The 23,848-nt window shown below is 55.1% G+C and carries 20 protein-coding genes; 6 read left to right on the top strand and 14 right to left on the bottom strand.

Annotation, left to right across the window (positions count from 1 at the left end; genetic code table 11):
* Window positions 1-15: 15 nt before the first annotated feature.
* The 5 genes from SAMA_RS14410 to tkt all read right to left on the bottom strand — a co-directional run bounded on the left by SAMA_RS14410 (window position 16) and on the right by tkt (window position 7,241).
* Entirely contained in the window at window positions 16-1,509 is a 1,494-nt protein-coding gene (locus SAMA_RS14410) for a protein adenylyltransferase SelO (protein ID WP_011760863.1), read from the bottom strand.
* A 139-nt stretch (window positions 1,510-1,648) separates the two neighbouring features.
* The gene (fba, locus tag SAMA_RS14415; protein ID WP_011760864.1) at window positions 1,649-2,716 is read right to left on the bottom strand and encodes a class II fructose-bisphosphate aldolase; all 1,068 of its coding nucleotides are present in this window, start codon (window positions 2,714-2,716) and stop codon (window positions 1,649-1,651) included.
* Between the two features lie 132 nt (window positions 2,717-2,848).
* On the bottom strand, window positions 2,849-4,030 hold the full coding sequence (locus SAMA_RS14420) for a phosphoglycerate kinase (protein WP_011760865.1): 1,182 nt from the start codon (window positions 4,028-4,030) through the stop codon (window positions 2,849-2,851).
* Window positions 4,031-4,111: 81 nt separating this feature from the next.
* Window positions 4,112-5,128 (bottom strand): erythrose-4-phosphate dehydrogenase, encoded by a 1,017-nt coding sequence (epd, locus tag SAMA_RS14425; RefSeq protein WP_011760866.1) that lies wholly within the window; start codon window positions 5,126-5,128, stop codon window positions 4,112-4,114.
* A gap of 121 nt (window positions 5,129-5,249) precedes the next feature.
* On the bottom strand, window positions 5,250-7,241 hold the full coding sequence (gene tkt, locus SAMA_RS14430; protein ID WP_011760867.1) for a transketolase: 1,992 nt from the start codon (window positions 7,239-7,241) through the stop codon (window positions 5,250-5,252).
* Between the two features lie 380 nt (window positions 7,242-7,621).
* Here tkt and metK point away from each other — a divergent pair, with 380 nt between their 5' ends.
* Window positions 7,622-8,773, top strand: coding sequence for a methionine adenosyltransferase (gene metK, locus SAMA_RS14435; RefSeq protein ID WP_011760868.1), 1,152 nt, complete (start codon window positions 7,622-7,624; stop codon window positions 8,771-8,773).
* A 121-nt stretch (window positions 8,774-8,894) separates the two neighbouring features.
* Here the strand turns inward: metK and SAMA_RS14440 are convergent, their stop codons facing one another.
* The 3 genes from SAMA_RS14440 to SAMA_RS19190 all read right to left on the bottom strand — a co-directional run bounded on the left by SAMA_RS14440 (window position 8,895) and on the right by SAMA_RS19190 (window position 11,884).
* Entirely contained in the window at window positions 8,895-9,212 is a 318-nt protein-coding gene (locus tag SAMA_RS14440; protein WP_011760869.1) for a hypothetical protein, read from the bottom strand.
* 4 nt (window positions 9,213-9,216) lie between these two features.
* Window positions 9,217-11,253 carry an EAL domain-containing protein gene (locus SAMA_RS14445; protein ID WP_011760870.1) on the bottom strand — a complete coding sequence of 679 codons (2,037 nt, stop codon included), beginning with the start codon at window positions 11,251-11,253 and terminating at the stop codon, window positions 9,217-9,219.
* Window positions 11,254-11,332: 79 nt separating this feature from the next.
* Complete coding sequence (locus tag SAMA_RS19190) at window positions 11,333-11,884, bottom strand: GNAT family N-acetyltransferase (protein WP_011760871.1); 552 nt, start codon at window positions 11,882-11,884, stop codon at window positions 11,333-11,335.
* 142 nt (window positions 11,885-12,026) lie between these two features.
* Between SAMA_RS19190 and SAMA_RS14455 the strand changes: the two genes are divergently transcribed.
* A complete protein-coding gene (locus tag SAMA_RS14455) occupies window positions 12,027-13,004 on the top strand; it encodes a nucleotidyl cyclase domain-containing protein (protein ID WP_011760872.1) in 978 nt (325 codons plus the stop codon).
* An 85-nt stretch (window positions 13,005-13,089) separates the two neighbouring features.
* Window positions 13,090-14,004: a GGDEF domain-containing protein gene (locus SAMA_RS19195; RefSeq protein ID WP_011760873.1), complete on the top strand. Its 915-nt coding sequence runs from the start codon at window positions 13,090-13,092 to the stop codon at window positions 14,002-14,004.
* A 31-nt stretch (window positions 14,005-14,035) separates the two neighbouring features.
* On the opposite strand, the gene SAMA_RS14465 is transcribed toward SAMA_RS19195, so the two are convergent.
* Window positions 14,036-14,236, bottom strand: coding sequence for a hypothetical protein (locus tag SAMA_RS14465; protein ID WP_332249009.1), 201 nt, complete (start codon window positions 14,234-14,236; stop codon window positions 14,036-14,038).
* Window positions 14,237-14,322: 86 nt separating this feature from the next.
* On the opposite strand from SAMA_RS14465, the gene SAMA_RS14470 reads away from it, so the two are divergent.
* Window positions 14,323-14,733 carry an META domain-containing protein gene (locus tag SAMA_RS14470; protein ID WP_041409884.1) on the top strand — a complete coding sequence of 137 codons (411 nt, stop codon included), beginning with the start codon at window positions 14,323-14,325 and terminating at the stop codon, window positions 14,731-14,733.
* A 173-nt stretch (window positions 14,734-14,906) separates the two neighbouring features.
* Here the strand turns inward: SAMA_RS14470 and SAMA_RS14475 are convergent, their stop codons facing one another.
* Both SAMA_RS14475 and SAMA_RS14480 read right to left on the bottom strand, forming a co-directional pair.
* A complete protein-coding gene (locus SAMA_RS14475; RefSeq protein WP_011760876.1) occupies window positions 14,907-16,199 on the bottom strand; it encodes a dicarboxylate/amino acid:cation symporter in 1,293 nt (430 codons plus the stop codon).
* A 134-nt stretch (window positions 16,200-16,333) separates the two neighbouring features.
* Entirely contained in the window at window positions 16,334-16,639 is a 306-nt protein-coding gene (locus SAMA_RS14480) for a hypothetical protein (RefSeq protein WP_011760877.1), read from the bottom strand.
* 246 nt (window positions 16,640-16,885) lie between these two features.
* On the opposite strand from SAMA_RS14480, the gene SAMA_RS14485 reads away from it, so the two are divergent.
* The gene (locus SAMA_RS14485) at window positions 16,886-17,338 is read left to right on the top strand and encodes a GNAT family N-acetyltransferase (RefSeq protein WP_011760878.1); all 453 of its coding nucleotides are present in this window, start codon (window positions 16,886-16,888) and stop codon (window positions 17,336-17,338) included.
* 53 nt (window positions 17,339-17,391) lie between these two features.
* Here the strand turns inward: SAMA_RS14485 and SAMA_RS14490 are convergent, their stop codons facing one another.
* The 3 genes from SAMA_RS14490 to SAMA_RS14500 form a co-directional block, all read right to left on the bottom strand.
* On the bottom strand, window positions 17,392-18,756 hold the full coding sequence (locus SAMA_RS14490) for an L-serine ammonia-lyase (protein ID WP_041410501.1): 1,365 nt from the start codon (window positions 18,754-18,756) through the stop codon (window positions 17,392-17,394).
* Between the two features lie 49 nt (window positions 18,757-18,805).
* Window positions 18,806-20,032 carry a serine/threonine transporter gene (locus SAMA_RS14495; protein ID WP_086015276.1) on the bottom strand — a complete coding sequence of 409 codons (1,227 nt, stop codon included), beginning with the start codon at window positions 20,030-20,032 and terminating at the stop codon, window positions 18,806-18,808.
* Between the two features lie 429 nt (window positions 20,033-20,461).
* Window positions 20,462-23,062, bottom strand: a complete 2,601-nt coding sequence (locus SAMA_RS14500) for an acylase (protein WP_041410504.1) — start codon at window positions 23,060-23,062, stop codon at window positions 20,462-20,464.
* Between the two features lie 218 nt (window positions 23,063-23,280).
* Here SAMA_RS14500 and yjjX point away from each other — a divergent pair, with 218 nt between their 5' ends.
* On the top strand, window positions 23,281-23,823 hold the full coding sequence (gene yjjX / locus SAMA_RS14505) for an inosine/xanthosine triphosphatase (protein WP_041409886.1): 543 nt from the start codon (window positions 23,281-23,283) through the stop codon (window positions 23,821-23,823).
* The last annotated feature ends 25 nt before the right edge of the window (window positions 23,824-23,848 follow it).

The following is a 23,848-nucleotide window of genomic DNA, read 5'->3' on the forward strand; positions in this document are numbered from 1 at the left end:
AAGCCCTCACGCCTGTCAGGTTCCGCAAAAAGTGCGAAAGGGACCGAAATCCTCCGGAGCGCCCAAAGCATAGGCCCCGTAGCCCGCCAGTTCTTCATAGGGACGGCACACTACCTCCAGCAAGCGCTCGAAAGGCGCCATATCACCGGCTTCGGCGCTGTCCAGCGCCCCCTGCAGCAGATGATTGCGGGGGATATAAACGGGATTCACGCCCTGCATCAACGCCCTGGCATCTGAAGCAAAGTCGGATTGAGAGGCATATTCACGGCCAAGCCTCTCATGCCAGCGGGTCAGCCAGGGGGCGAACCTGGCACTGTCGGCGGTCAAGGCTTCGATCCCCGCCGCAGCTGTATCGCCAAGGCTGTTTGCCAATGCCCGGAATGAACGGGTAAAGTCGAGTTTCAGCTCGCCAAGCAGGGTCAGGAAGTCCATAAAGAGTTCAAGGTCGCCATCCTGTGCTGTTTTGAGGCCAAACTTGGCGGCAAACACTGCCAACCATTCGTTGGTATAAACCTCGGCAAAGCCGTCCAGTACCGTCTGTGCATGGGCGAGCGCCTCGGATTCATCCTCAGCCAGCAGCGGCAACAGGGCTTCGGCAAAGCGGGCCAGATTCCAGCGGGCAATGCCGGGCTGATTGCCATAGGCGTAACGGCCCTCGTGATCGATAGAGCTGAACACGGTGCGGGCGTCGTAAGTGTCCATAAAGGCACAGGGACCATAGTCGATGGTTTCACCGGAAATGGTGACATTATCGGTATTCATCACCCCGTGAATAAAGCCGACCCCCATCCATTTGGCCACCAGCTTTGCCTGTGCCCGCGATACTGAATTGAGGAGTGCCAGCGCCGGTGTTTGCTCGTCCTCCAGCTCTGGATAGTGGCGTTTCAGGCTGTAATTAACCAGTTCACGCAGGCCTTCATGGTCGCCGCGCGCCGCAGCGTACTCAAAGGTTCCCACCCGGATATGGCTCGATGCCACCCGTGCCAGCACAGCGCCAGGCTTGATGCCATCCCGGTAAATGTCTTCGCCCGTGGTCACCGCCGCCAAGGCCCGGGTAGTGGGAATACCCAGGGCATGCATGGCCTCGCCCATCAGATATTCGCGCAGCACAGGCCCCAGGACTGCCTTACCGTCACCACCGCGGGAAAAATTGGTGCGCCCAGAGCCTTTGAGATGCAGGTCCCGACGTCGTCCATGGATGTCTTTTACCTCCCCCAGCAACAAGGCCCGGCCATCACCGAGTCTTGGTGAAAAACCACCAAATTGGTGGCCCGCATAGGCCATGGCCACGGGCTCACTGCCTTCGGCGGTCAGCATGCCACAGAAGAAAGCGGCAAGACGGCTGTCTTCCATGGCATCTGCATCCATCCCCAGCTCATCGGCCAGCTGTTGGTTAAAGCACACCATGGCGGGCGCGGGTACCCTCGCCCCTTGCCAGGGCTCAAAAAAGCCTTCCATTGACCGAACAAAACTGTTATCGAACTGAAACGGGGAAAACACCTTGGACATCCTCTGCTCCGACATAACTTCAATGGGCTAATGCTAACCCGTTTGTCCGGCAAGCATAAGCAAAAGCGCACATTTACCCGCTTGCAGACGCCAGGTAAATAAAAAGCCCGCAATGGCGGGCTTTTTCAGTTCAGAGAGATTAGAGGTTGATCTTGGGATCCAGCTCGCCGGTCTGATAACGCTTGTACATAGCCTGCAGTGACAGCGGCTTGATTTTCGATGCCATACCGGCACAGCCAAAGGCTTCGTAGCGCTCGGTACAGATATCGGCCATGGCTTCCATGGAGGCCTTGAGGAACTTACGTGGGTCGAACTCACTTGGGTTCTCGGCCAGGAACTTACGTACCGCGCCAGTGGAGGCCAGACGCAGGTCGGTGTCGATGTTCACCTTACGCACGCCGTGCTTGATGCCTTCAACGATTTCTTCCAGCGGCACGCCGTAGGTCTCAGGGATTTCACCACCGTATTGGTTGATGATTTCCAGCCAGTACTGGGGCACAGAAGAAGAGCCGTGCATTACCAGGTGGGTGTTGGGGATACGGGCATGGATTTCTTTGATGCGGTCAATACGCAGCACGTCACCGGTAGGCTTGCGGCTGAACTTGTAGGCGCCGTGGCTGGTACCGATAGCGATGGCCAGGGCATCCACGTGGGTGTCGGCCACAAAGCGCGCGGCTTCTTCGGCGGTGGTCAGCAGCTGGTCGTGGCTCAGCACGCCAACGGCGCCGATACCATCTTCTTCACCGGCAGTACCGGTTTCCAGGCTACCCAGACAGCCGATTTCACCTTCAACAGACACACCACAGGCGTGGGCGAATGCCACAGTCTTGCGGGTCACGTCGACGTTGTAATCGTAAGAAGCCGGGGTTTTACCGTCGGACATCAAAGAGCCGTCCATCATCACTGAGCTCATACCCAGCTGGATAGAACGCTGGCACACGTCGGGGTGGGTGCCGTGGTCCTGGTGAATACACACAGGGATATCAGGATACTGCTCGAGGGCGGCGTTCATCAGATACTTGAGGAACTGAGGACGGGCGTACTTGCGGGCACCGGCAGAGGCCTGAACAATCACAGGGCTGTCGGTGGCTTCGGCCGCCTGCATGATGGCGCGCATCTGCTCAAGGTTGTTCACGTTGAACGCAGGCACACCGTAACCATGCTCTGCAGCGTGGTCCAGCAGTTGACGTAGGGAAATAAGGGCCATTTTTTACTCCATTAATAGGGTGACATCCATGCTGAATGTGGGTCACCGAGGTCGCTATCGTTTGGACTGATTTTTATGCCTCCCGGTCTCCCGGGAGGCGGTTTCTTCTAATAATAGTAATTTGTTGCTGTGTTAAGCCTTGGCGCCACGGGCGGTGAGCATGGCCACGGCAGGCAGCTCCTTGCCTTCGAGGAACTCAAGGAAGGCGCCACCACCGGTAGAGATGTAAGACACCTTGTCGGCGATACCGTATTTATCCACGGCCGCCAAAGTATCGCCACCACCGGCGATAGAGAAAGCAGAGGACTCAGCAATGGCCTGGGCGATGCGCTTGGTGCCTTCACCGAACTGGTCAAACTCGAACACGCCTACAGGGCCGTTCCAGACTATGGTGCCGGCATTCTTGAGGATGGCGGCCAGGGCCTCGGCACTGTCGGGGCCAATATCGAAAATCATATCGTCTGCGGCCACATCGCTGACGTTTTTCAGGGTAGCTACCGCAGTTGGGCTGAACTCTTTACCGACAACCACATCGGTAGGCACAGGGATATCGCCGCCGCGGCTTTGGGCATTGGCCACCAGACGCTTGGCTTCATCAATCAGGTCGGCTTCATACAGCGACTTGCCTACCTGATTACCGGCTGCAGCAATAAAGGTGTTGGCGATACCGCCGCCAACCACCAACTGGTCAACGATGCCGGAAAGTGACTCGAGCACGGTCAGCTTGGTTGATACCTTGGAGCCACCCACAATGGCCACCAGCGGACGGGCTGGGTTATCCAGCGCCTTACCGAGAGCATCAAGCTCAGCAGCAAGCAGCGGACCTGCGCAGGCGATGGGGGCATACAGGCCTACACCGTTGGTGGAGGCTTCGGCGCGGTGTGCGGTACCGAAGGCATCCATCACGTAAACGTCACACAGGGCTGCCATCTTCTTCGACAGTGCCTCATCGTTCTTCTTCTCGCCTTTGTTGAAGCGCACGTTTTCGAACACCACCACTTCGCCAACGGCCACATCAACGCCATCGAGGTAGTCGCTGACCAGACGCACAGGGCAATCCAGTGCGGCAGTCAGGTAGTTCACCACAGGCTTCATGGAGAACTCTTCGTTGTATTCACCTTCGGTCGGGCGGCCCAGGTGAGACATCACCATTACCGCAGCGCCTTTTTCCAGCGCCAGCTTAATGGTGGGCAGAGAGGCGCGCAGACGGGCGTCGCTGGTGACAACGCCATCGGCCACAGGCACGTTCAGATCTTCACGGATAAGCACGCGCTTGCCGTTAAGATCCAGGTCTGACATTTTGATAATTGTCATGGTATTGCTTCCTTATTTTTAATCAAAAACAAATTCTTGTGAGAAAAGCTTGTCCCTGCTCTTCTTCATTATCCTGTAGGGTCATTCAGCCTGTGTGGCCGCCATGGCCAGGGCGGTATCGAGCATGCGGTTGGCAAAACCCCACTCGTTGTCGCACCAAAGCAGCATTTTCACCAGATGCCCGGCGCTGACACGGGTCTGGGTACCATCCACCACGCTGGAGCGCGGGTCATGGTTAAAGTCACATGATACCAGAGGCTCATCGGTATAGCCCAGTATGCCGCTGGCACTGCCATCGGCGGCGGCCTTGAGCGCCGCATTCACGGTAGCGATATCTACCCGGGTATCCAGGGTCACCGAGAGGTCGATGGCGGTGACGTTTATTGTAGGCACCCGCACCGAAATGGCCTCAAACTTGTCTTTCATCTGCGGCAAAATGCGCTCAATCCCGCGGGCGAGCTTGGTGTCCACCGGAATAATCGACTGACTGGCGGCGCGGGTGCGGCGCAGGTCATCATGGTAGGCATCAATCACCTGCTGATCGTTCATGGCCGAGTGAATGGTGGTGATGGCACCGCTCTTCACGCCAAAGTGGCGGTCGAGCACGTCGATGACCGGCACCAGACAATTGGTGGTGCAGGAGGCGTTGGAGACAACGGTATCTGTGGCTTTGAGGCTGGCGTCGTTGACACCATAGACGATGGTGGCATCGACATCGGCAGAAGACGGATGACTTATCAGTACCTTGCGGGCACCGGCAGTAATATGGGCTTCGGCGCTTTGTCTGTCATTGAGGGCGCCTGTGCATTCGAACACCAAGTCTACATCCAGCGCCTGCCAGGGCAGCGCAGCGGCATCTTCGATGGCAAGTAAACGTATGGCGTCATTCCCCAGATGCATCATGCCTTCATCGAGGCTGGCACGGGTATGGAAACGGCCGTGGGTGGTGTCGTAATTGGTCAGGTGAACTATGGCCTCGGGCTTGGCCAGTTCATTAATGGCGACCAGCTGCATCTGGCCCCGTTTGCCGGACTCATAAAGCGCCCTCAGCACGGAGCGGCCGATGCGGCCATAACCATTGATAGCAACACGGATCATAGTGGTGAGCAAATCCTCTGGGGAGGGTGAAAACCCTGTCGGCTCCCCTGCCGACAGAGGCTGACCGGCATTTGCCGGTCAGACCGGTGGCAGCCTGGCTGCCACCTTGCTCGCGTCAGAATTAACCCAGCAGCTCTTCGGCGGCGGCAACCACCTTGTCGACGGTGAAGCCGAACATTTCAAACAGCTGATTGGCTGGCGCTGACTCGCCGAAGCTGGTCATGCCGATGATGCGGCCGTTCAGACCCACATACTTATACCAGTAATCGGCAATACCCGCTTCTACGGCCACACGTTTTGTGACGCTGGCTGGCAGTACGGCTTCTTTATAGGCCGCATCCTGCTTGTCGAACACGTCGGTAGATGGCATGGACACCACGCGCACCTGCTTGCCCTTGGCGGTCAGCTCGGCCTGGGCTTTCACTGCCAGCTCAACTTCAGAGCCGGTGGCAATGATGATGAGTTCAGGGGCTGCAGCGCTGTCTACCAGCACATAACCGCCCTTGGCGACATTGGCCAGCTGCTCAGCGCTGCGTGGCATTTGCGCCAGGTTCTGACGGGAGAAGATCAGCGACGTTGGGCCGTCTTTGCGCTCGATGGCGTATTTCCAGGCCACGGCTGATTCCACCTGGTCACATGGGCGCCAGGTGCTCATGTTCGGGGTCACGCGCAGAGAAGCGATTTGCTCTACTGGCTGGTGAGTCGGGCCGTCTTCACCCAGACCGATAGAGTCGTGGGTGTAAACCTGGATGTTCTGCACCTTCATCAGGGCAGCCATACGCATGGCGTTACGGGCATATTCCATAAACATCAGGAAGGTGGCGCCGTATGGCACAAAGCCGCCGTGCAGCGCGATACCGTTGATGATGGCGGTCATACCGAACTCGCGCACACCATAGTGCAGGTAGTTACCACTGGCATCAGCACCTGTGATGGATTTGGAAGCCGAGTACATGGTCAGGTTGGATGGGGCCAGGTCAGCACTGCCGCCGAGGAATTCAGGCAGCATGGCGCCGAAGGCTTCCAGAGCATTTTGCGAGGCTTTACGGGAAGCGATGTTGGCAGGGTTGTTCTGCAGCTTCTCGATGTAGGCCTGGGCTTCGGTAGCGAAGTTGGCAGGCAGTTCACCCTTCACGCGGCGCTGGTATTCAGCAGCCAGCTCTGGGTAAGCAGCGGCGTAGGCGGCAAACTTTTCGTCCCAGGCTTTCTCAGAGGCAATACCGGCTTCTTTGGCATCCCACTGGGCATAAATATCAGCAGGAATAACGAATGGGTCGTGTTTCCAGCCGAGGAATTCACGGGCGGCAGCGATTTCAGCATCGCCCAGCGGCGCGCCGTGGCAGTCGTGTGAACCGGACTTGTTTGGCGAGCCGTAACCAATGATGGTTTTGCAGCAAATCAGGGTTGGACGTGGGTCGGCCTTGGCCGCCTTGATGGCCGCGTCGATGGCGTCGGCATCGTGGCCGTCAACACCGGCAATTACATGCCAGCCGTAAGATTCGAAACGCTTTGGCGTGTCGTCGGTAAACCAGCCTTCAACGTGACCGTCGATAGAGATGCCGTTGTCATCCCAGAAAGCAATCAGTTTGCCCAGACCCAGGGTACCTGCCAAAGAGCAAGCCTCGTGGGAAATACCTTCCATCAAGCAGCCATCGCCCATGAACACGTAGGTGTAGTGGTCAACGATGTCGTGACCGTCACGGTTAAACTGGGCAGCCAGCACTTTCTCAGCAATGGCCATACCCACGCCGTTGGTGATGCCCTGACCCAGAGGGCCTGTGGTGGTTTCGATACCGGGGGCATAACCGTACTCAGGGTGACCTGGGGTGCGTGAGTGCAACTGACGGAACTGCTTGAGGTCTTCAATAGACAGGTCATAACCGGCCAGGTGCAGCAGCGAATAGTGCAGCATGGAGCCGTGGCCATTGGAGAGGATGAAACGGTCGCGATCGGCCCACTGTGGATTGGTGGGGTTGTGCTTCAGATGACCGCGCCAAAGGACTTCGGCAATATCTGCCATCCCCATGGGGGCACCGGGGTGACCGGAGTTGGCCTTTTGAACGGCGTCCATGCTGAGTGCGCGGATAGCGTTGGCGAGTTCTTTACGAGACATGCTCTCTCCTGCTTGTATTGAGGCTTTTCGGGCAATTGTGGGCACATATTTTCCCTTAACAGGGCTTGTGGACGCAAATTTAAATTTCCATATTGACGGCTGGCAAAACCAGTGAGGCGCTATCGGGGGCTTCTTTCACTGGTCGCAGACAAAAACGCATGGAACAAACCACTGCACATCAGGCCTTTATCACCATGAATTTGTTAAAGTAATTGATTTTCTCTATAAAACAGTCCCCTTCCCCAGTCCTATCTTGGTCACAATTGGCACTAAATTTTCTGATCCGGGGGATGATCGTGAACGTAATTTCAACTAAAATGGCCGTCTAGATGTAGATGCTTCTACACGTTTAACGCTTAAAAAGTCGAGATTTTCTAAACATGGCAAAACACTTGTTTACCTCTGAGTCGGTCTCAGAAGGTCATCCCGATAAAATTGCAGACCAGATTTCCGATGCTGTGCTCGATGCAATCCTGGAGCAGGATCCCAAGGCCCGCGTAGCGTGCGAAACCTACGTGAAAACCGGTATGGTGATGGTCGGTGGCGAAATCACTACCTCTGCCTGGGTCGATATCGAAGAACTGACCCGTAAAACCGTACGCGAAATCGGCTATGTGCATTCAGACATGGGCTTTGATGCCGATTCCTGCGCGGTACTGAGTGCCATCGGTAAGCAGTCTCCTGATATCAACCAGGGTGTTGACCGTGCTGACCCACGTGAACAGGGTGCCGGTGACCAGGGCCTGATGTTCGGCTACGCCAGCAACGAAACCGACGTGCTGATGCCAGCGCCTATCACCTACGCCCACGCGCTGGTGAAGCGCCAGTCAGAAGTCCGTAAAGACGGCACCCTGTCCTGGTTGCGCCCAGACGCCAAGTCTCAGGTCACCTTCGCCTACGATGAAGGCAAGATTGTGGGTATTGACGCCATCGTACTGTCTACCCAGCACTGCGATTCTGTCTCTCAGTCTGATCTGGTAGAAGGCGTGATGGAAACCATCATCAAGCCTGTGGTACCTGCCCAGTGGCTGAACAAGGACACCAAGTTCTTTATCAACCCAACCGGTCGTTTCGTTATCGGTGGCCCAATGGGTGACTGTGGTCTGACTGGCCGCAAGATCATCGTTGACACCTACGGCGGTATGGCCCGTCACGGTGGTGGCGCCTTCTCCGGTAAAGACCCATCCAAGGTTGACCGCTCTGCTGCCTACGCCGCCCGTTATGTTGCCAAAAACATCGTGGCCGCTGGCCTGGCTGACCGCTGTGAAATCCAGGTGTCCTACGCCATCGGTGTAGCCGAGCCAACCTCTATCAGCATCGAGACCTTCGGTACCGGTAAACTGCCAGAAGATAAGCTCATTGCCTTGGTACGTCAGCACTTCGACCTGCGCCCATATGGCCTGACCGAAATGCTGAACCTGGCACGTCCTATCTATCAGGCCACTGCCGCTTACGGTCACTTTGGTCGTAACGAGTTCCCTTGGGAACAAACCAACAAGGCCGAAGCACTGCGCGCAGATTCAGGTCTGTAATCAGGCGCTTGCCCAATAAAAAACCGCCGAAAGGCGGTTTTTTTGTCTCTGGCTCACCTCAAGGTACCTCACACCGACAGGCCTTTGCCTGTAGCAATCGTCAGTTTGCCGCAGAGGTAGACTAATAGCAGTGGTCGAAGTGCGCAGCCTGCACCAATAGAAATCCCAACTGGCTTTCAGGCACGGCTTCCAACTTTAGCAGCTCCAGATTGCCATCCGGCATGATGTCCCACTGCCAAGCCGTCCCCACCGAATGAATAGTGCCGCAATGCACGTAACCTTCGGGCACTTGCAGCCAATAAGCCTCAGGCTGACCACCTCGAAAGGCCTTAACCTCGACACCCTCATGTACACAGAGACTGTAACCCAGGCGTAATCTGTCCCAGGCGCTGAGCGCGTGTTGTTGGTAAGGCATTAACAGCTGTTGGATATATTGCATAGTGTCAGATGGTGTCCAAATCGTTAGGGGTTATTTTGCCATGATTAAGCGCATATTCCATTGCCCGGGCTTGAGGCAATGCCTTGGCATACAACCAGCCCTGAACATAATCCACACCGGCATCAGCGACAAAGCTCGCCTCCGATGGGGTTTCAACGCCCTCGGCAACCAACTGAAACCCGAGCGATTTACACAGCTGGCAAATTTGCCGGTAAAGCACCCGGCCCTGATCAGTATCGGTTTTGCCGAGGATACTCCGGTCAAGCTTGATGCCATCCACTGTAATCTGGGTCAGCAGACTGAGACTGGAAAATCCCGTACCGAAGTCATCCAGCAAGAATCGGAACCCCAATGCCTGAAGTTGAGCGATGGCGCGGTTAATGCCTTGCAGATCCCTCATAAATGCCCGCTCGAGGATTTCCACTTCAACCTGATGGGCAAATTCCCCCAGGGTGGTGCGCAGCCTGTCGAGCATAAGCACATCGTTTAAGTTGTTCGGATCGAGGTTAATACTGACCTTGGGCGAAAAGCCCGCTGCCTGCCAGCGCCTCAAATCCTCTGCCACTGTATTAATCACAAAGCGGTCTATCACGTGGGAGTAACCGGCCCGCTGAAAATTATCAATAAACCAAGGCCCTTTTATATTGCCGTCTGCATCCTTCAGCCTCAAAAGCGCCTCGAAACCGACCACCTCCTGCCCCGGCAACTTGAGCTTTGGCTGATAGTGCACCAGGAGCTCACCACTCAATACTTCGCGAACCGTACGCTCCAGATTGCGACTGGCAGCGAGGGTTTCAGACTGATTGCGGCTATACTGCCGCTCGGCCATACGTTCAATATCTGTTTGTAATTCAGTGCGTTTGATAAGCTCACGATCATATTGATTGGTATCGGCAAGGGCACTGTACTTACGAATAAACGGCCGATAAATAAATACGCCAACCGTTACCAAAAACAGCTGCAGCGCCACCACGGTAAAACCACCCGATGCAATCCAGCCATTCAAAAACAGTGGCGTCACCCAGGGGAAGGGTTTGCCATCAAAACTCAAAAAACCGGCTGAAATCGCCATCCAGGCAATAAGCACATTCAGGCAGGGCAGCAACACAAAGGGGATAGCGAGGCGCAGGTTAAAGACTATGGGCAAGCCGTAAATCAGGATTTCATTGATATTCACAACAGAGAAAGGCACCGCAATTTTGGCCAGATGCCGGCTCTGCTCGTCGCGGCTTTCCAAAAAAATGGCAATCAGCAGCGGGATGGTGGCCCCACTGCCACCCAGCAGCACAAAGAGATCCATAAACTCGCTGAAGGTCAGGTTGGGTGCCAGATATCGCAGACCATTGTCATCGCCAATCAGCAGCAAAAAGGCATTATCGCCATGTACCCCAAAACACCAGAGCATGTGTGTCAACAGCACCCGGAAAACTAACTGTCCCATCGGGCCGAATTCGCCCACCGCATCCACCATGGGAGAAATCCCCAGCACCAACAGCAGACTCATGGCCTTGAGGATTAGAACCACCAACGTATAAGTCAGCACCATGGGAATAATCAGGTTCAGGTGCTGACTCAAATAGGCGCTGATTTCGGCACTTCTCACCATATGCAACTGGGGGAATTTTAAAAAGTGGCGCATGATGTAGGCGGCCAGTATGGGAGTTATCACCATGCGCGGGTCGCCGAGCACCTCAAGCAGATAATCGCTGAACACCAACCCACCGCTGGTGTGCACATGCAGCGAAAAGATGATGCAAAGGGACAGGGTGGCCGAGGCCACCGCTGAAATATCCAGATATTTGGCAAAGTGGTACGACAGCGACAACATCGCCAGTAAAGGGAAAAGCCGCCCGAGCGTATCACTTATGCCTTCAAACCAATGAAAAGCATCATACACCGACAGTTCAGGTGCCAGCACAGTGGCAAGTACCGGAAAAAGCGCCAGCAGCGCATTGATAAGCAGAAAAGGTAACAGCGCGATAAAAGACTCGCGCACAGCCAACAGAAAGCTGCGATCAAACAACTGAAAATTTACCTGCATAGGCTGTCGTACAATATGGCTGCTCGTTAAATAAACTTAACCCATAAATTGCAGCAGTGACAGTCCGTGCAGTGAACACTCATTCGCAGCACTTCAGCAGATAAAAACCTCTTCCCCCATCCTCAAAAAAGTCCAGAACCTCCATCCCGGCGCGCTTCACATGGACATTCAGCGAGTGTTGATTCTCTTCGGCAATAAAGGTAAACAGAGGCGAGTAACGCCCTTTTGACAGTTCCATTACTTTGTCAAACAGCGCTCCGAAGACCCCCTTGCCGCGATAGCGACTATCCACCCACACAGGGCCATAACAACCTGCGGATGAGCGTTTTCCCACACCACCTCGTTGTACACGGCTTGACTGCTGATAACTTCCAAGTCGCTGAAAAAGCTTGCGATAAAAAATCTGTCCTTGATAAAAACCTTCATTGGCAACAATGGCATAGGCCATGATTTGCCCTGCATCTTCTGCCACGACCACCAGATGCTCTGCAATCAGCAAGCTAAACTCCCGGCGACCATTAAGCTGCGCTTCCAGACGGACATCATTATCGCTCAGCTCATCCCGGCCATAACGCTGTTCAAGCTGTACCAGCTGGTCAATATCTCCCTGGCTTGCCTGTCGTATTTGCATCAGAGTTTCTCCTTTGGAAAGCAGTCATTATACAGGGAGTTAGGGCGATGAAAGCCAACAATCAATATCGACCATTTATTTGCGGTTCCTGCAGTTCGTGACCACACTGTATGACAGTTCCCAGCCAAAGGTGCTGCCCTTTATGTTGCCTGAAACCATCAACCCCCATGCAAGCCTGCTGGAGTCCGACAGCCCCCAGGTTAATCTGGTTCGTTGGATGCATCAGTGTGAGCTTATCAAGCGCTATTACGAAGCCGACTATGTATTTGTGGTGCAGAGAGTGTCGCTTGGCTTTGAGGTGCTCGTCAGTGCCATCGCCGACCTGCCACACTTTACGTCAGGGCAGATGTTTGACCGGGACACGCCGTTGTTTCTGGATTTGGTCAATGCCATGCCCGATGGTGTGTCACTGGATTTATCCAAATACCATGCAGGTGACTTACCCACCGATTTTGACAGCTGTCTTGGGCTGCTTGCCCGGCCCATTCTCTGGCCCGATGGTTCTGTCTTTGGCTGTTTGTGCGTACTCTCCCACAAGCGGGTAGAAAACCAGAGCATTAACAGCTTGATGTTGGAACCGTTTCAGATCCTGTTGCAGCAAGATCTGGCGTTGCTGTGCCAAAGTCACAGGGTGGAATCCCTGTCAATGCGGGATAGGGAAACCGGCATGTTAAACCACTACGGTTTTATCATGATGGCGCCACGGCAATTAAATCTTGGCCGCCGATTCGGCGCCCATGCCGGCATTCTGTTTTTTGAGTTGCAGCAACCAGGCCCCGACGCTGATCTCAACGAAAAACATCATCGCCTGCTCGGCGGCATCATACAGCACACCATTCGCACCGCCGACATTGCTGCCCATTACAGTGATACCCTGTTTGTGGTGCTGGCATTTTTGGACAATGAACGGGATCTTAACCATATAGTGCAGCGGGTTGAACGCCAACTGGCCCAGCAGGAGCCCAGCCTTAAACTGGATTACAGTTTTCGGTTTTTCTCGCCCGATTCAGGCAGCAAGCTCGGCCCCATGCTGATGTTGGCCAAAGAAAACCTGCAATCCTGGCAGCAAGAGCAAAAGGCAAAGGCCGCAGAAATGCAATTAGCGACACCGACGCTGTGACCCGGTTGACAACCCAGACTGGCTTTTTAATCGATTCGCGACTAACGTATTATGGAATAACAACAATTACACATTTGAATACCCTATGTCTGAACCTGTAACCTGGCTATTTGATTCTCCCAACACTGCCATCGATCAGTCCCGATGGCAGCATTTGACACAACTGTTGTGTCAGCTGTTTAAAGCCAGCGCCTGCGCCATAGTGCAATACCAAGTTGGCGACGCCAAAATCCTCACCCTGAAACAACATAAAAACCTCGGCCTGACCCTGGGTGCCATTGAACCCATAGACAACCTCAAGCAGCGACTGATCAATACTGAACTTCCTTCTGAAGGCATTTGGCAGCAAGGCTTGATTGACTTCCCCCTGAACTGGCCCGGAGGCAGCTCCTTTGGTGCAGTGCTGCTGGTGTGTGACAAATTGCCACCCAATATCGACAGCGGCCGGACGTTGGCAGAGCCCATGTTGTCGCTGCTCGAGAGTGAATTGAATGTACTGCGCCAGATGAGCCGCCTTGAACACATGTCGCTGCAGGATGAATCCACGCAGATGCTCAATGACAACGGCTTTAATTTGATGGCCCCAAGACAGCTCAATTTGAGTCGGCGTTTGGGCTCCCACGCCGGGCTGGTGGTCATGGAAAACGGCACTCAGTACGAGGCTGAGGAGTCACAGGAAAAGCTGCGCGCTCTGGCACAAGTGGTATTTGAAAACCTTCGGGAAGCAGACGTGGCCGCGCGCATCGGGGAACAAATCGTCCTGCTGGCCTTTGTCGACAGTGAAGCCAACCTGGACTCGCTGGTGACCCGACTGCACAAACAATTCGGCCGTAAACTGGAAGACCAGCGGGTGATGACGGGGCACAAGTTTTTTACCCCTGACTCGCATCTTGAACTGGCGCCCATGATAGCAGAAGCCAGGGACGAGCTGGAGAAGGTTCGCAGTCGCCTGTATCCCAAGCCCCAAACCAGCGAAGAAACTCCGGCTTCCGACGCCTAGTTTCCTGAAAAAAACGAAGTGCTTTGGCACCTCAGCTGCTTGATTGTCCCCTGGCCCACTCGATAACGAGCACAACCGGAAACGGGGACATCAACACCAACCCCAGCCCCAACAAGACTGATGCCCACAGCATGCCACTGACCTGCGCTGTCAGCTCTGTGCCCAGATACAGCCAAATTCCGCCAAGTACCATGGTCAGACCAATCCAATGCAGGATTTTCAGAAATTTCATTACACTTTTCATCTGTTCCACCACATAATCGCCCCTGAACGACGGCATGCCGACGTCGCCCGTCAAAGTACAGTATGGAAACCCGCATGATCAAGAAATTTGCCCTGCTGGCCGGCGCACTGACGCTGGTGGGCTGCCAATCATCCCCTCCTCTTGACGCTGTTGAAGTCAATTTGCTCGGAAGCTGGCACATAGAACAGGTGATGGATCGCCCAGTCATCGACTACAGCCCTGCAAAACTGGTGTTTGAGGAGGGCAATAAACTCCTTGGCAACAACAGCTGCAATAACTTTTTTGGCAGTTTTGAACTGCAAGGCCATCAGTTGCTGCTGACCCCTTCGGGCACCACCCGCAAGGCCTGTGTCGATGCCCTGATGGATCAGGAAGCCAGAGTCGCCGACGCCCTGCCCAAGGTCAGAAAGCTGGCCGATGACCAAGGTAAGTTGCGCCTGCTCGACAGTGAAGGACAAGTGCTGCTGATTTTAAGCCGCCTCTGAGCCCCCGGCTGGCCAAACGTTATTGACCAGGCCCATTTGGCGAGGTCTGCCAGACGCACTGATGCATCCGAGATCACGTATCCGAACTCACGCATCCGAACTCACGTATCCGAGATCAGAAAAAAGCCCCAATTAAACGGGGCTTTTTTCATTTATCAACTCAGTTCAGGCAATCAGCTGTCTTCCCGTGCCTGCGCCATCTCGGAACTGGTTTCCATGTCGGCATTATAATGGGCAATATCAATTTCCCCCTCCGAGCGGGCAATCACAGTGGTGGCCACCAGGTCACCGGACACATTCACCACAGTGCGGGCCATGTCCAGTATCCGGTCAATACCGGCAATAATGGCCACGCCTTCAAGGGGCAAGCCCACCGTGGTCAGCACCAGTGTCAGCATCACAAGTCCAGCTCCCGGCACCCCTGCGGTACCAATGGATGCCAGGGTGGCGGTCAGTACTATGGTGAGGTAATCAACCCAGGTTAAGTCCACCCCAAAGGCCTGCGCCACAAAAAGCGCCGTCACCCCCTGATACAGGGCCGTGCCGTCCATATTGATGGTGGTGCCAAGGGGCAGCACAAAGCTGGAAATCTTCTTGTTTACGCCAAGATACTCGCTGGCGCACTTCATGCTGGCAGGCAGGGTGCCTGCGCTGCTGGAGGTGGTAAAAGCCACGGCCATGGCGTTGCTGATGCCTTTAAAAAACTGAATGGGACTTAGCCCGGCCACCAGTTTAAGCACCAACGAATAAAAGCCCAGAATATGCAGGGCACAGCCCAGATACACGGCAATAATCACCTTAATCAGCGGCAGCAACATATCAATGCCGTACTCGCCTGCGACCCAGGCCATCAGACCAAATACGCCATAGGGGGCAAGCTTCATCACCATGTCGGTGAGTTTATACATGGCTTCGGCAAGGCTCTCAAACACCTTGATGGCCGGCTTACCATGGTCACCAATCAGCACCAGCGCCACCCCCAGGGCCACGGCGAATACAATCACCTGTAAAATCTGGCCACTGGCCAGGGCCGCCACCGGATTGGTGGGCACTATGTTGATAAGGGTGTCCATCACCGACGGCGCCGTTTTCACTTCGGCACTGAGGTCATGGCCTTCGAGACTCAGCCCCGCGCCAGGCTCAAGCAGCCAACCCACCATAAGGCCCACCGAGATGGCTATGGCGGTCGTGGCCAGATAAAAGGCGAAGGACTTAAAACCGATGCGCCCCATGCGGGCGGTATCCTGCATCGAGGTAACACCCACAATCAGCGAGCAAAATACCAAGGGCACTATCAACATCTTGATGGTGTTTACAAACAGGGTGCCTATGGGTTTCAGGGCACTGGCATCGGGTCCAAGGACAAGGCCAACCCCAATACCGAGCAACATACCGGTGAGGATTTGCAGCCAAAGGGGCACGGCGCACCAGCGGCGCCACAAATTAGCGGGTGGAGTAGCAGACATTCTGAACCTTATGAGACTTGCCAAAGGGGCACGCTAAGTATCCTTCCCGGCGCGCTCGGCATGAGATAGCCGAGCGCGAATATTAACATTTGCTGTGGCAAGGCGTGAGGATCGGCCTCACAAGTTAGCAGGCTTCAGGCATCAAAAGTCCCGCGCTGCCCCGCATTGAATCTTTGAGGATACAGGGCCGCCGGAGGCTGCTCACGCTCAATGAGGTAACTCCAATAATCATCATCGAAGCCGGTGAGTATGTCGCGTTTGCCCTGCTGTTTGAGGATAAGATACCACCACACCAAGCCCCACAACCCGAAGGTCGCCAGCGTCAGGCAAAAGTGCAAAGGGTGCTGAACACCCGGCACCTCTTGGTGATATAACGAATTATCTATCTGATGTGACTTAGAAAAAAAATTGGGACGCGCAACACGGATACGCTTGGCCATAGGATCCCCCAACATTCACACCTATCTCAGACCTTAGCTAAGTGTAGTCGTATTCGACTTTAGTCGAATGCCAGGCGGTAGACATTTTTATCGTCAGGCCGAGCTCCCCGTATTCGACTACATCAGGCGGAGCTCTCCGATATCAGACCGTTATCAGCCGGAATTCTCCGTTCTTCTCCCGCAGGCTGCATAAGCAGGTATCCCTGTGCTAGATTAGCGGCTCTAAAACAATAACAGGAATGACCGATGAACATACGCAAGGCTGTGGCGGCCGACTTAACCGATATCGTCAACTTTAACCAGGCCATGGCCATGGAAACCGAAAGGTTACAGCTCGATACTGCCACCCTCACCAAGGGCGTCTCCACCCTGCTGGACAACCCGGCCAAGGGCTTTTATCTGGTGGCCGATATCGATGGTGAGATTGCCGGCTCCCTGATGGTGACCTTCGAGTGGAGTGACTGGCGCGCCAAAGATTACTACTGGATCCAGAGCGTGTATATTCGACCCGAGCACAGACGCAAGGGCATCTACACCCGCCTGTATCAGGCCGTCAAAGACATGGCCGCAGCCGAAGGTGGCGCCGCCAGTTTCCGCCTCTATGTGGAGCAGGAAAATGCCAATGCCCAGCGCACCTACGAGGCCCTCGGCATGGAGAAGAGCTACTACCTGATGTACGAAGAAAAGCCAAAGAGCTGATAACAGGTTAATTTTACATATAAAAAAGGCCATCGTTGATGGCCTTTTTCAGTTTAGTCACAGATGCTGGTGACCTTGATGGCAAGGCCGCCCAGGCTGGTTTCACGATACTTGGCGTGCATGTCTTTGCCGGTTTCGTACATGGTGGCAATCACCTTATCCAGGCTCACACGAGGATCAGAAGTGCGCCGCAGCGCCATGCGCGCAGCATTCACGGCTTTCACCGCCGCAATGGCATTACGCTCGATACAGGGCACCTGCACCTGGCCTGCCACCGGATCGCACGTCAGCCCCAGGTTATGTTCCATGGCAATTTCGGCGGCCATACACACCTGCGCTGGGCTTGCACCCATGAGTTCGGCCAGGCCCGCCGCGGCCATGGAGCAGGCTACGCCCACTTCGCCCTGGCAACCCACTTCAGCGCCAGAGATAGAGGCATTACGCTTATACAGGCTGCCGATGGCGGCAGATGCCAGCAAAAATCGGCTGTACTCCTTTTGCCCCAGGGGCTGAATAAAGCGGTCAAAGTAGGCCATCACCGCCGGAATAATACCAGCCGCACCGTTGGTGGGCGCTGTCACCACCCGGCCACCGGCGGCGTTTTCTTCACTTACGGCGAGGGCAAACAGGTTGACCCAATCCACAATTTCCATTGGGTCGGCGCTGATACGGCCGCTGGTTTCCAGCTGTTTAAGCAGCGCCGGGGCCCGGCGAGGTACCCGCAGCGGCCCGGCAAGCACACCTTCGGTGTGACAGCCTCTGTCAATGGCCTGCTTCATGGTCAGCCAAATATCGCGAAATCCGCGGTAAATATACTCTTCACTGTGGCAGTCCTTTTCATTTGCCAGCATCAAGGTAGAAATGCTCACCCCTTCGGCGCGGCATAGCTGCACCAGCCGTTCGGCATCCTCGAAAGGATACGGAAACAAGGTCTCACCAATCTGAGCCTTGCCAAAGTCGGCCTCTTCCACCACAAAACCACCACCTATGGAGTAGTAGGTGTTGGATGCCAGCAGCTCATCCCCGGCAAAGGCGCTCAGGGTCATGGCGTTTTCGTGCAGTGGCAAGGCATGGGGATGAAACACCATGGCATCCCGGGCAAATCGCACCGGTCTGCCGCTTTCAAGCCACAGGGTTTCGGATTCATTCACGGCCGCTATGGTGGCCCCAATGGCATCAATATCCACACATTCCGGGCTTTGGCCCATCAGGCCAAGCACAATGGCGATGTCAGTGTGGTGGCCCTTGCCGGTGAGCGACAGGGACCCGTACACGTCGGCTTTCAGGCTATCAATCCGACCTGAAAGATTAAGGGTATCAAGCCTATCCACAAAGGCTTTCGCCGCCTTCATGGGGCCCACAGTGTGGGAGCTCGAAGGCCCGATACCAATCTTGTAAATATCAAAGGTACTGAACATGGAAGACTCCAAATACAGAGGCGACGCCATGGGCCGCCCCTGAATCAACTCAGGCGGTCAGCCCGTAGAGGATGGCTGTCATCGACAGTAAACCGGCAATGATCACGAAGATATTGCTGATGCGGCCACGGTAGGCTTTGAGCGCTGGCACCCGATACACGGCGTACATGGGCATCAGGTACAGGATGGCGGCAATGATGGGGCCACCGAGGGCTTCAATCATGCCGAGGATACTGGGATTAATCACGGCAACCGCCCAGATGGTCAGGAACATAAAGCCCAGAATAAAGCGGTTCAGTTTGCCTTCATCCACTGGTTTACCTTTACCTTCAAGCTGCTTCTTGATAATGCCGCTCATACCTTCGCTGGCGCCCATGTAGTGGCCGAAGAAGGAAGACACTATGGCCACGAAGGCAATGAAGGGGCCAAAGTAGCTGACAAAACCACTGTCGAACACGTTGGCGAGGTACGACAGAATCGGCAGGTTCTGGCTCTTGGCCTCGGCCAGCTGCGCCGGGCTTAACGACAGCACGCAGGAGAACACAAACAGCATCACAAAGCCCACCAGCATCATGGCGGTGTTGCGCAGGATGATATCGGCCTTGCGGGACGCATTGCTGCCATGGTCGCGCTTAAGTGATACCGCAAACTGACTGATGGCGGGCGAGTGGTTAAACGCAAAAATGAGCACGGGAATAGTCAGCCAGATGGTGCCGAGGAAGTCACCAACGGCAGGGACCTCCTTTACGGCGGCCAGGTTCCAGTTAGGCATCAGGTACAGCGACATAAAGGCAAGAATCGCCACCAGGGGGTACACCAAAAACTGGGTCACCTTGAGCATTATCTTTTCACCGGCCACCATCACCGACATCATGCCGAGGATAAGTACGCCCGAAAGCAGCCAGCGCGGCAGCGACTCCAAGCCAAGCTGGTTGACCATAAAGCTGTCGACCACATTGGTAATGCCCACACCATAGATGAGCACTATGGGATAAATTGCGAAGAAATACAGCACAGTAATGGCTTTACCTGCGCCCTTGCCAAAATGCTCTTCCACCACCTGGGTGATATCGCTTCCGGCAATGGATGAAGAGCACACAAAACGCGACAGCCCCCGGTGGGCGAGATACGTCATGGGACCAATCAAAAGCGCCATCACCACCAGTGGCCAGAAGCCTCCCATACCGGCATTAATGGGCAAAAATAAAATGCCTGCGCCCACGGCGGTGCCAAACAGGCTCAGCATCCAGGTGGTATCCTGCGCCGTCCAGGGCATGGCATTGTTGGGCGTGGCTTTGTGGGGCTGTGAAACGGTGGAAGAGATGCTTGCCTGGGTGGCAGGGGCTGTGATGGTTTCGTTGGACATGGGCTCAACCTTGGCACCAGAGGTGCGATAAACGTTGGGGTCTGAGTCGTGATGGACGCTGGTGTATGGGTCGCGACTCAAAATTCGCGGCAAGGATAGTCAAAAGGCAAGAGCCCGCCTTTGATCGACGGCTGTTTTTCGTAATTAAATTTCACTTAACGCTGATATTGGGATCGCGATCCCGCATGTCACGTAATTTATTTTCAGTTAAGTTGCCATCTCTTAACCCGCGTTTAACCGCTGGCAACCAAGCGGATACAAGGGAGCCTGTGCGCGTGGCCTGACAAACAAAAACCGGCCTCTGGGGCCGGTTTTTTTCTGAGCAGTTTGCTGCAAATGTTAACGAATGCTGTCGCCCGAGAGCTCCAGCGTCTCTTTTACGTCCGCCGCAATATCGGCTTCAGCAAACAGGAACGGACGGAAGCGCTTCTGGGTAGAATACAGCAGCGTCTGGTCGGCAAATTCTGGCCGGAGGATATTGCTGGTTTCCGAGTAAGTCAGAATGCCACGGGCATCCACACCGGTATCGGTAAAGTTCACCGCCATCATCCAACTGGAACCATAACGAATTTGATACCCCTTGTCGGTGAGTCCTGAGCGCAGTGGCTTGCCGCTGAGCACATCCAGAGATGGCGCATAGCTGTGCTGCGGGATAAGGGTGTCATCACCACTGGTGCTGGTGGAAAACACGTTAAAGCCGCCCTCGGCGTTGTGACTGCCGGGCCATGGTAAACGCTGGCCGCTTGGCAAACCGTTGGGCAGCGAGCGCTCCACAAACTGCACGTTGCCCAAAGGGGCATCCACCGCAAAGCCAGCGTTCTCAAGGTTCAACGCAGCCAATGCCAGCGCCTTGAGGGCACTGCCATCGGTGGTCAGGGTATTGGGTGTAGACGCCGCAGCCGTGAAATCAAAGGGCACGGTCAGCATGGTGTCTTCACTGAAGTTATGGGCGAACTCACGCAGGAGCGCCCCACCAATGCTGTCGTTATCCTGCTTGCCGTTCCAACGGGAAAGCGCATCGCAGGCAGCGCTGATGTCCTTGGACACGCCCTCAGCCAGCATCACAGGGGTTGAACCCTGGGCATCACACTGGGCCAGCAATTCCGGCAACACCATCTCGGCCAGATAGCTGTGGTTACCCAGCACCGCCGCTTCCAGCTCGTCGAGGTTGAACTTGCCGTCGGTGCCACCGGCCTCACCCATGAGTTTAAGTCCCATGCGGGTACGCAGGGTTAAGCGGCCACGCTCCGGCCCATACATGGGCGAGAAGAACTCCAGCGGTGACGCAAGGTTGGTTGACCAGAAGGAGTTATTGGAGTTTTGCACAAAGTCGCTGCGCTCAAGCTTGGGCGCCCTGTCGTATGGCATGGGACCATCGAAGGCAAACAGCGAGGTGTTCCCCGGCAATATGGTAAAGCCGGCCTGAGCGCGGCCATCACGAATGGCCTGCTCGGTGCGCAGCAGCATCACGGCGGCATCCGACAAGCCGGGCACTGTGGAGTCGTCGATGTAGAAGGCATTACCCTCTTTATCGGCATACATGGTGTTGTTGAAGATGACACCATCATAGTCTTTGAATGCCTGCTGGAACTCATCTTTGTTGGTGGCCAGGTTCATGGCCAGCCAATGGTCCACCGGGTCCATATTGGCCATGTTGGCATCTTTGAGCATAAAGGCCTGGCCATCATCCCAGCCAAAGGGCGCGAGGTTGGCAGGCGCCTCTATCATCACGGCATCATCTGTGTAGTACACCTCTTTTTCCGCCACCAGAATGCCCGCCGGTCCAGCGTTCACCAGCACCTGTACCGTTTCCTCATGGATATCTTTGGCTTGGCCATCCACCAGATATTGCATCCTGTCGCCTGATTTAAGCTCCAGCTGATACACAATAAAGTGCTCGGCAGTGGAGAAGGTATGGGTCCAGGCGAGGTTTTCGTTAAAGCCGATATTGATAGGACCGGGCATACCCACCAAAGAGCCGCCCATCACATCCAGATGACCGGGAATGGTGGCATGGGACTGCCAGAATCTCAGATTACCCGTGTGGGGGAAGTGGGGGTTGCCAAGCACCATGCCACGGCCGTTTTCGGTTTTATCCTTGCCAAGCCCCCAACCATTGGAGCCCAAATCCCTTGGGTTGGTGTCCGGTGTTTGAATGCGCGCAGCGCGTGCAATGAGGCGCTGATTGACATCGTCCGCAAACGCCCTGGTGGCGGCCGAAGCAGATGCCGACTTGGCTGATGCGGTAACAGCAGCTGGTCCCACGATACGCGGCAAATACTCGGTTCCATCACCGGGGTTGGCGTAAAAAATCAGGTCGAGAAAGTTAGCGGCACCGGGCAAGAGGGCGATGGAGAAAAGATAAGTCACCACATCTTCCGGTACTATGGGCTTCACCCAGGGTTGGCCGGCACAGAAAGGCTCAGCCTGTTCTTTGCCTTCGGCCACATCACTGAGGTATTGGTTGTAACCGGCAACAAAACCGGATATCAGGGCGCGGGAATTGTCGCTGAAGCTTGGCCATTTGGCCTCCGCCAGCACCCTTACCTTCAGTGCCTTGTAGGCAAAGTCACTGATAAGGTTGCCGTTATCTTCCGACTTTGGCATACCCGTGGTGAAATCCAGGCTGGCATGGGGTCCAAAATACAGCGAGCGCTCTGAATTGGCCTTGATAAAGCCATCCGCCAGAATGCAGAGGTTATCCTGTGCCTGCACATAGCCATTGCCAAAGCCCAAACTCTCAAGGTTGTCGGCCTTGATATGGGGCACCCCGTAAGAGGTGCGGCGAATGTTGACTGAGAGCTTGCCATCCGGCGCAAAGGCCTGCAGCGATGTGTCGGTGGGAGGTGTCGTCACAGCGTCGTTGTCGCTGTCGTTACAGCCGGTCAGCAAGATCATGCTGCCCAGCCCCATGGCGATAAAGAGTTTGTTGAATGTCATCATTATTAGTCTCGTTAGAATCCCCTTTCCTGCGACAGGAACCCCTGTATCCCTTTAAAAAAGGAACGCAAAAAAGAGGAGCATATGTCGTATCCCGAAGGGTGCTTGCCCCGGCTCGCCGCTAACGCCAAAATAGCGGTTCGATTCGAGCAAAAACACCTCGGACCATTTAAACAGCCATTTAAACAAACGTCTACATGTTGGAAATAATTAACACAATGACATTAACAAACATCAAGGTGCTGGTGGGCTCCAAAAACCCTATCAAGGTTGCCGCCGCCAAAGGCGCCATCGAGGCTTTGTACCCCCAGGCCGACGTCGAATGCCATGGCGTTTCCGTGCCATCCGGCGTACCGGACCAGCCCATGAATACCGCCGACACCCGCCTGGGTGCCATCAACCGTGCCAAGGCCTGTCATGAACTGGGCAACGCCCACTTCTATATCGCCATGGAAGGTGGCGTGGACGAGTTGGAAGACGGACCGGCCACCTTTGCCTACGTAGCCATAGTCACAGAGTCGGGTGAGATGTCGGTGGGCAGAAGCAGCCAGCTACCCTTGCCAAAGCAGATTTATGCCGCCCTTCAGGCCGGTGAAGAATTGGGACATGTGATGGACAGAATGTTCAATACTGTGAACATCAAACAGGATGTGGGTGCCATCGGCTTACTGACCCACAACGCCGAGAGTCGTGGCAGCAGTTACCGTCAGGCCCTGATCCTCGCCATGGCACCACTGCTGCACCCCGAGCTGTATCGATAATGGTACCCGCCCCCTTGCCTAAGGT

Origin of the sequence: Shewanella amazonensis SB2B, assembly GCF_000015245.1 — a bacterium.
Classification (GTDB): domain Bacteria; phylum Pseudomonadota; class Gammaproteobacteria; order Enterobacterales; family Shewanellaceae; genus Shewanella; species Shewanella amazonensis.

Coding starts and splice junctions, on each gene's coding strand:
- SAMA_RS14410 (WP_011760863.1), bottom strand. CDS start 1,509: ATGTCCAAGGTGTTTTCCCCGTTTCAGTTCGATAACAGTTTTGTTCGG.
- fba (WP_011760864.1), bottom strand. CDS start 2,716: ATGGCCCTTATTTCCCTACGTCAACTGCTGGACCACGCTGCAGAGCAT.
- SAMA_RS14420 (WP_011760865.1), bottom strand. CDS start 4,030: ATGACAATTATCAAAATGTCAGACCTGGATCTTAACGGCAAGCGCGTG.
- epd (WP_011760866.1), bottom strand. CDS start 5,128: ATGATCCGTGTTGCTATCAATGGTTATGGCCGCATCGGCCGCTCCGTG.
- tkt (WP_011760867.1), bottom strand. CDS start 7,241: ATGTCTCGTAAAGAACTCGCCAACGCTATCCGCGCACTCAGCATGGAC.
- metK (WP_011760868.1), top strand. CDS start 7,622: ATGGCAAAACACTTGTTTACCTCTGAGTCGGTCTCAGAAGGTCATCCC.
- SAMA_RS14440 (WP_011760869.1), bottom strand. CDS start 9,212: ATGCAATATATCCAACAGCTGTTAATGCCTTACCAACAACACGCGCTC.
- SAMA_RS14445 (WP_011760870.1), bottom strand. CDS start 11,253: ATGCAGGTAAATTTTCAGTTGTTTGATCGCAGCTTTCTGTTGGCTGTG.
- SAMA_RS19190 (WP_011760871.1), bottom strand. CDS start 11,884: ATGCAAATACGACAGGCAAGCCAGGGAGATATTGACCAGCTGGTACAG.
- SAMA_RS14455 (WP_011760872.1), top strand. CDS start 12,027: ATGTTGCCTGAAACCATCAACCCCCATGCAAGCCTGCTGGAGTCCGAC.
- SAMA_RS19195 (WP_011760873.1), top strand. CDS start 13,090: ATGTCTGAACCTGTAACCTGGCTATTTGATTCTCCCAACACTGCCATC.
- SAMA_RS14465 (WP_332249009.1), bottom strand. CDS start 14,236: ATGAAATTTCTGAAAATCCTGCATTGGATTGGTCTGACCATGGTACTT.
- SAMA_RS14470 (WP_041409884.1), top strand. CDS start 14,323: ATGATCAAGAAATTTGCCCTGCTGGCCGGCGCACTGACGCTGGTGGGC.
- SAMA_RS14475 (WP_011760876.1), bottom strand. CDS start 16,199: ATGTCTGCTACTCCACCCGCTAATTTGTGGCGCCGCTGGTGCGCCGTG.
- SAMA_RS14480 (WP_011760877.1), bottom strand. CDS start 16,639: ATGGCCAAGCGTATCCGTGTTGCGCGTCCCAATTTTTTTTCTAAGTCA.
- SAMA_RS14485 (WP_011760878.1), top strand. CDS start 16,886: ATGAACATACGCAAGGCTGTGGCGGCCGACTTAACCGATATCGTCAAC.
- SAMA_RS14490 (WP_041410501.1), bottom strand. CDS start 18,756: ATGTTCAGTACCTTTGATATTTACAAGATTGGTATCGGGCCTTCGAGC.
- SAMA_RS14495 (WP_086015276.1), bottom strand. CDS start 20,032: ATGCCCTGGACGGCGCAGGATACCACCTGGATGCTGAGCCTGTTTGGC.
- SAMA_RS14500 (WP_041410504.1), bottom strand. CDS start 23,062: ATGACATTCAACAAACTCTTTATCGCCATGGGGCTGGGCAGCATGATC.
- yjjX (WP_041409886.1), top strand. CDS start 23,281: ATGACATTAACAAACATCAAGGTGCTGGTGGGCTCCAAAAACCCTATC.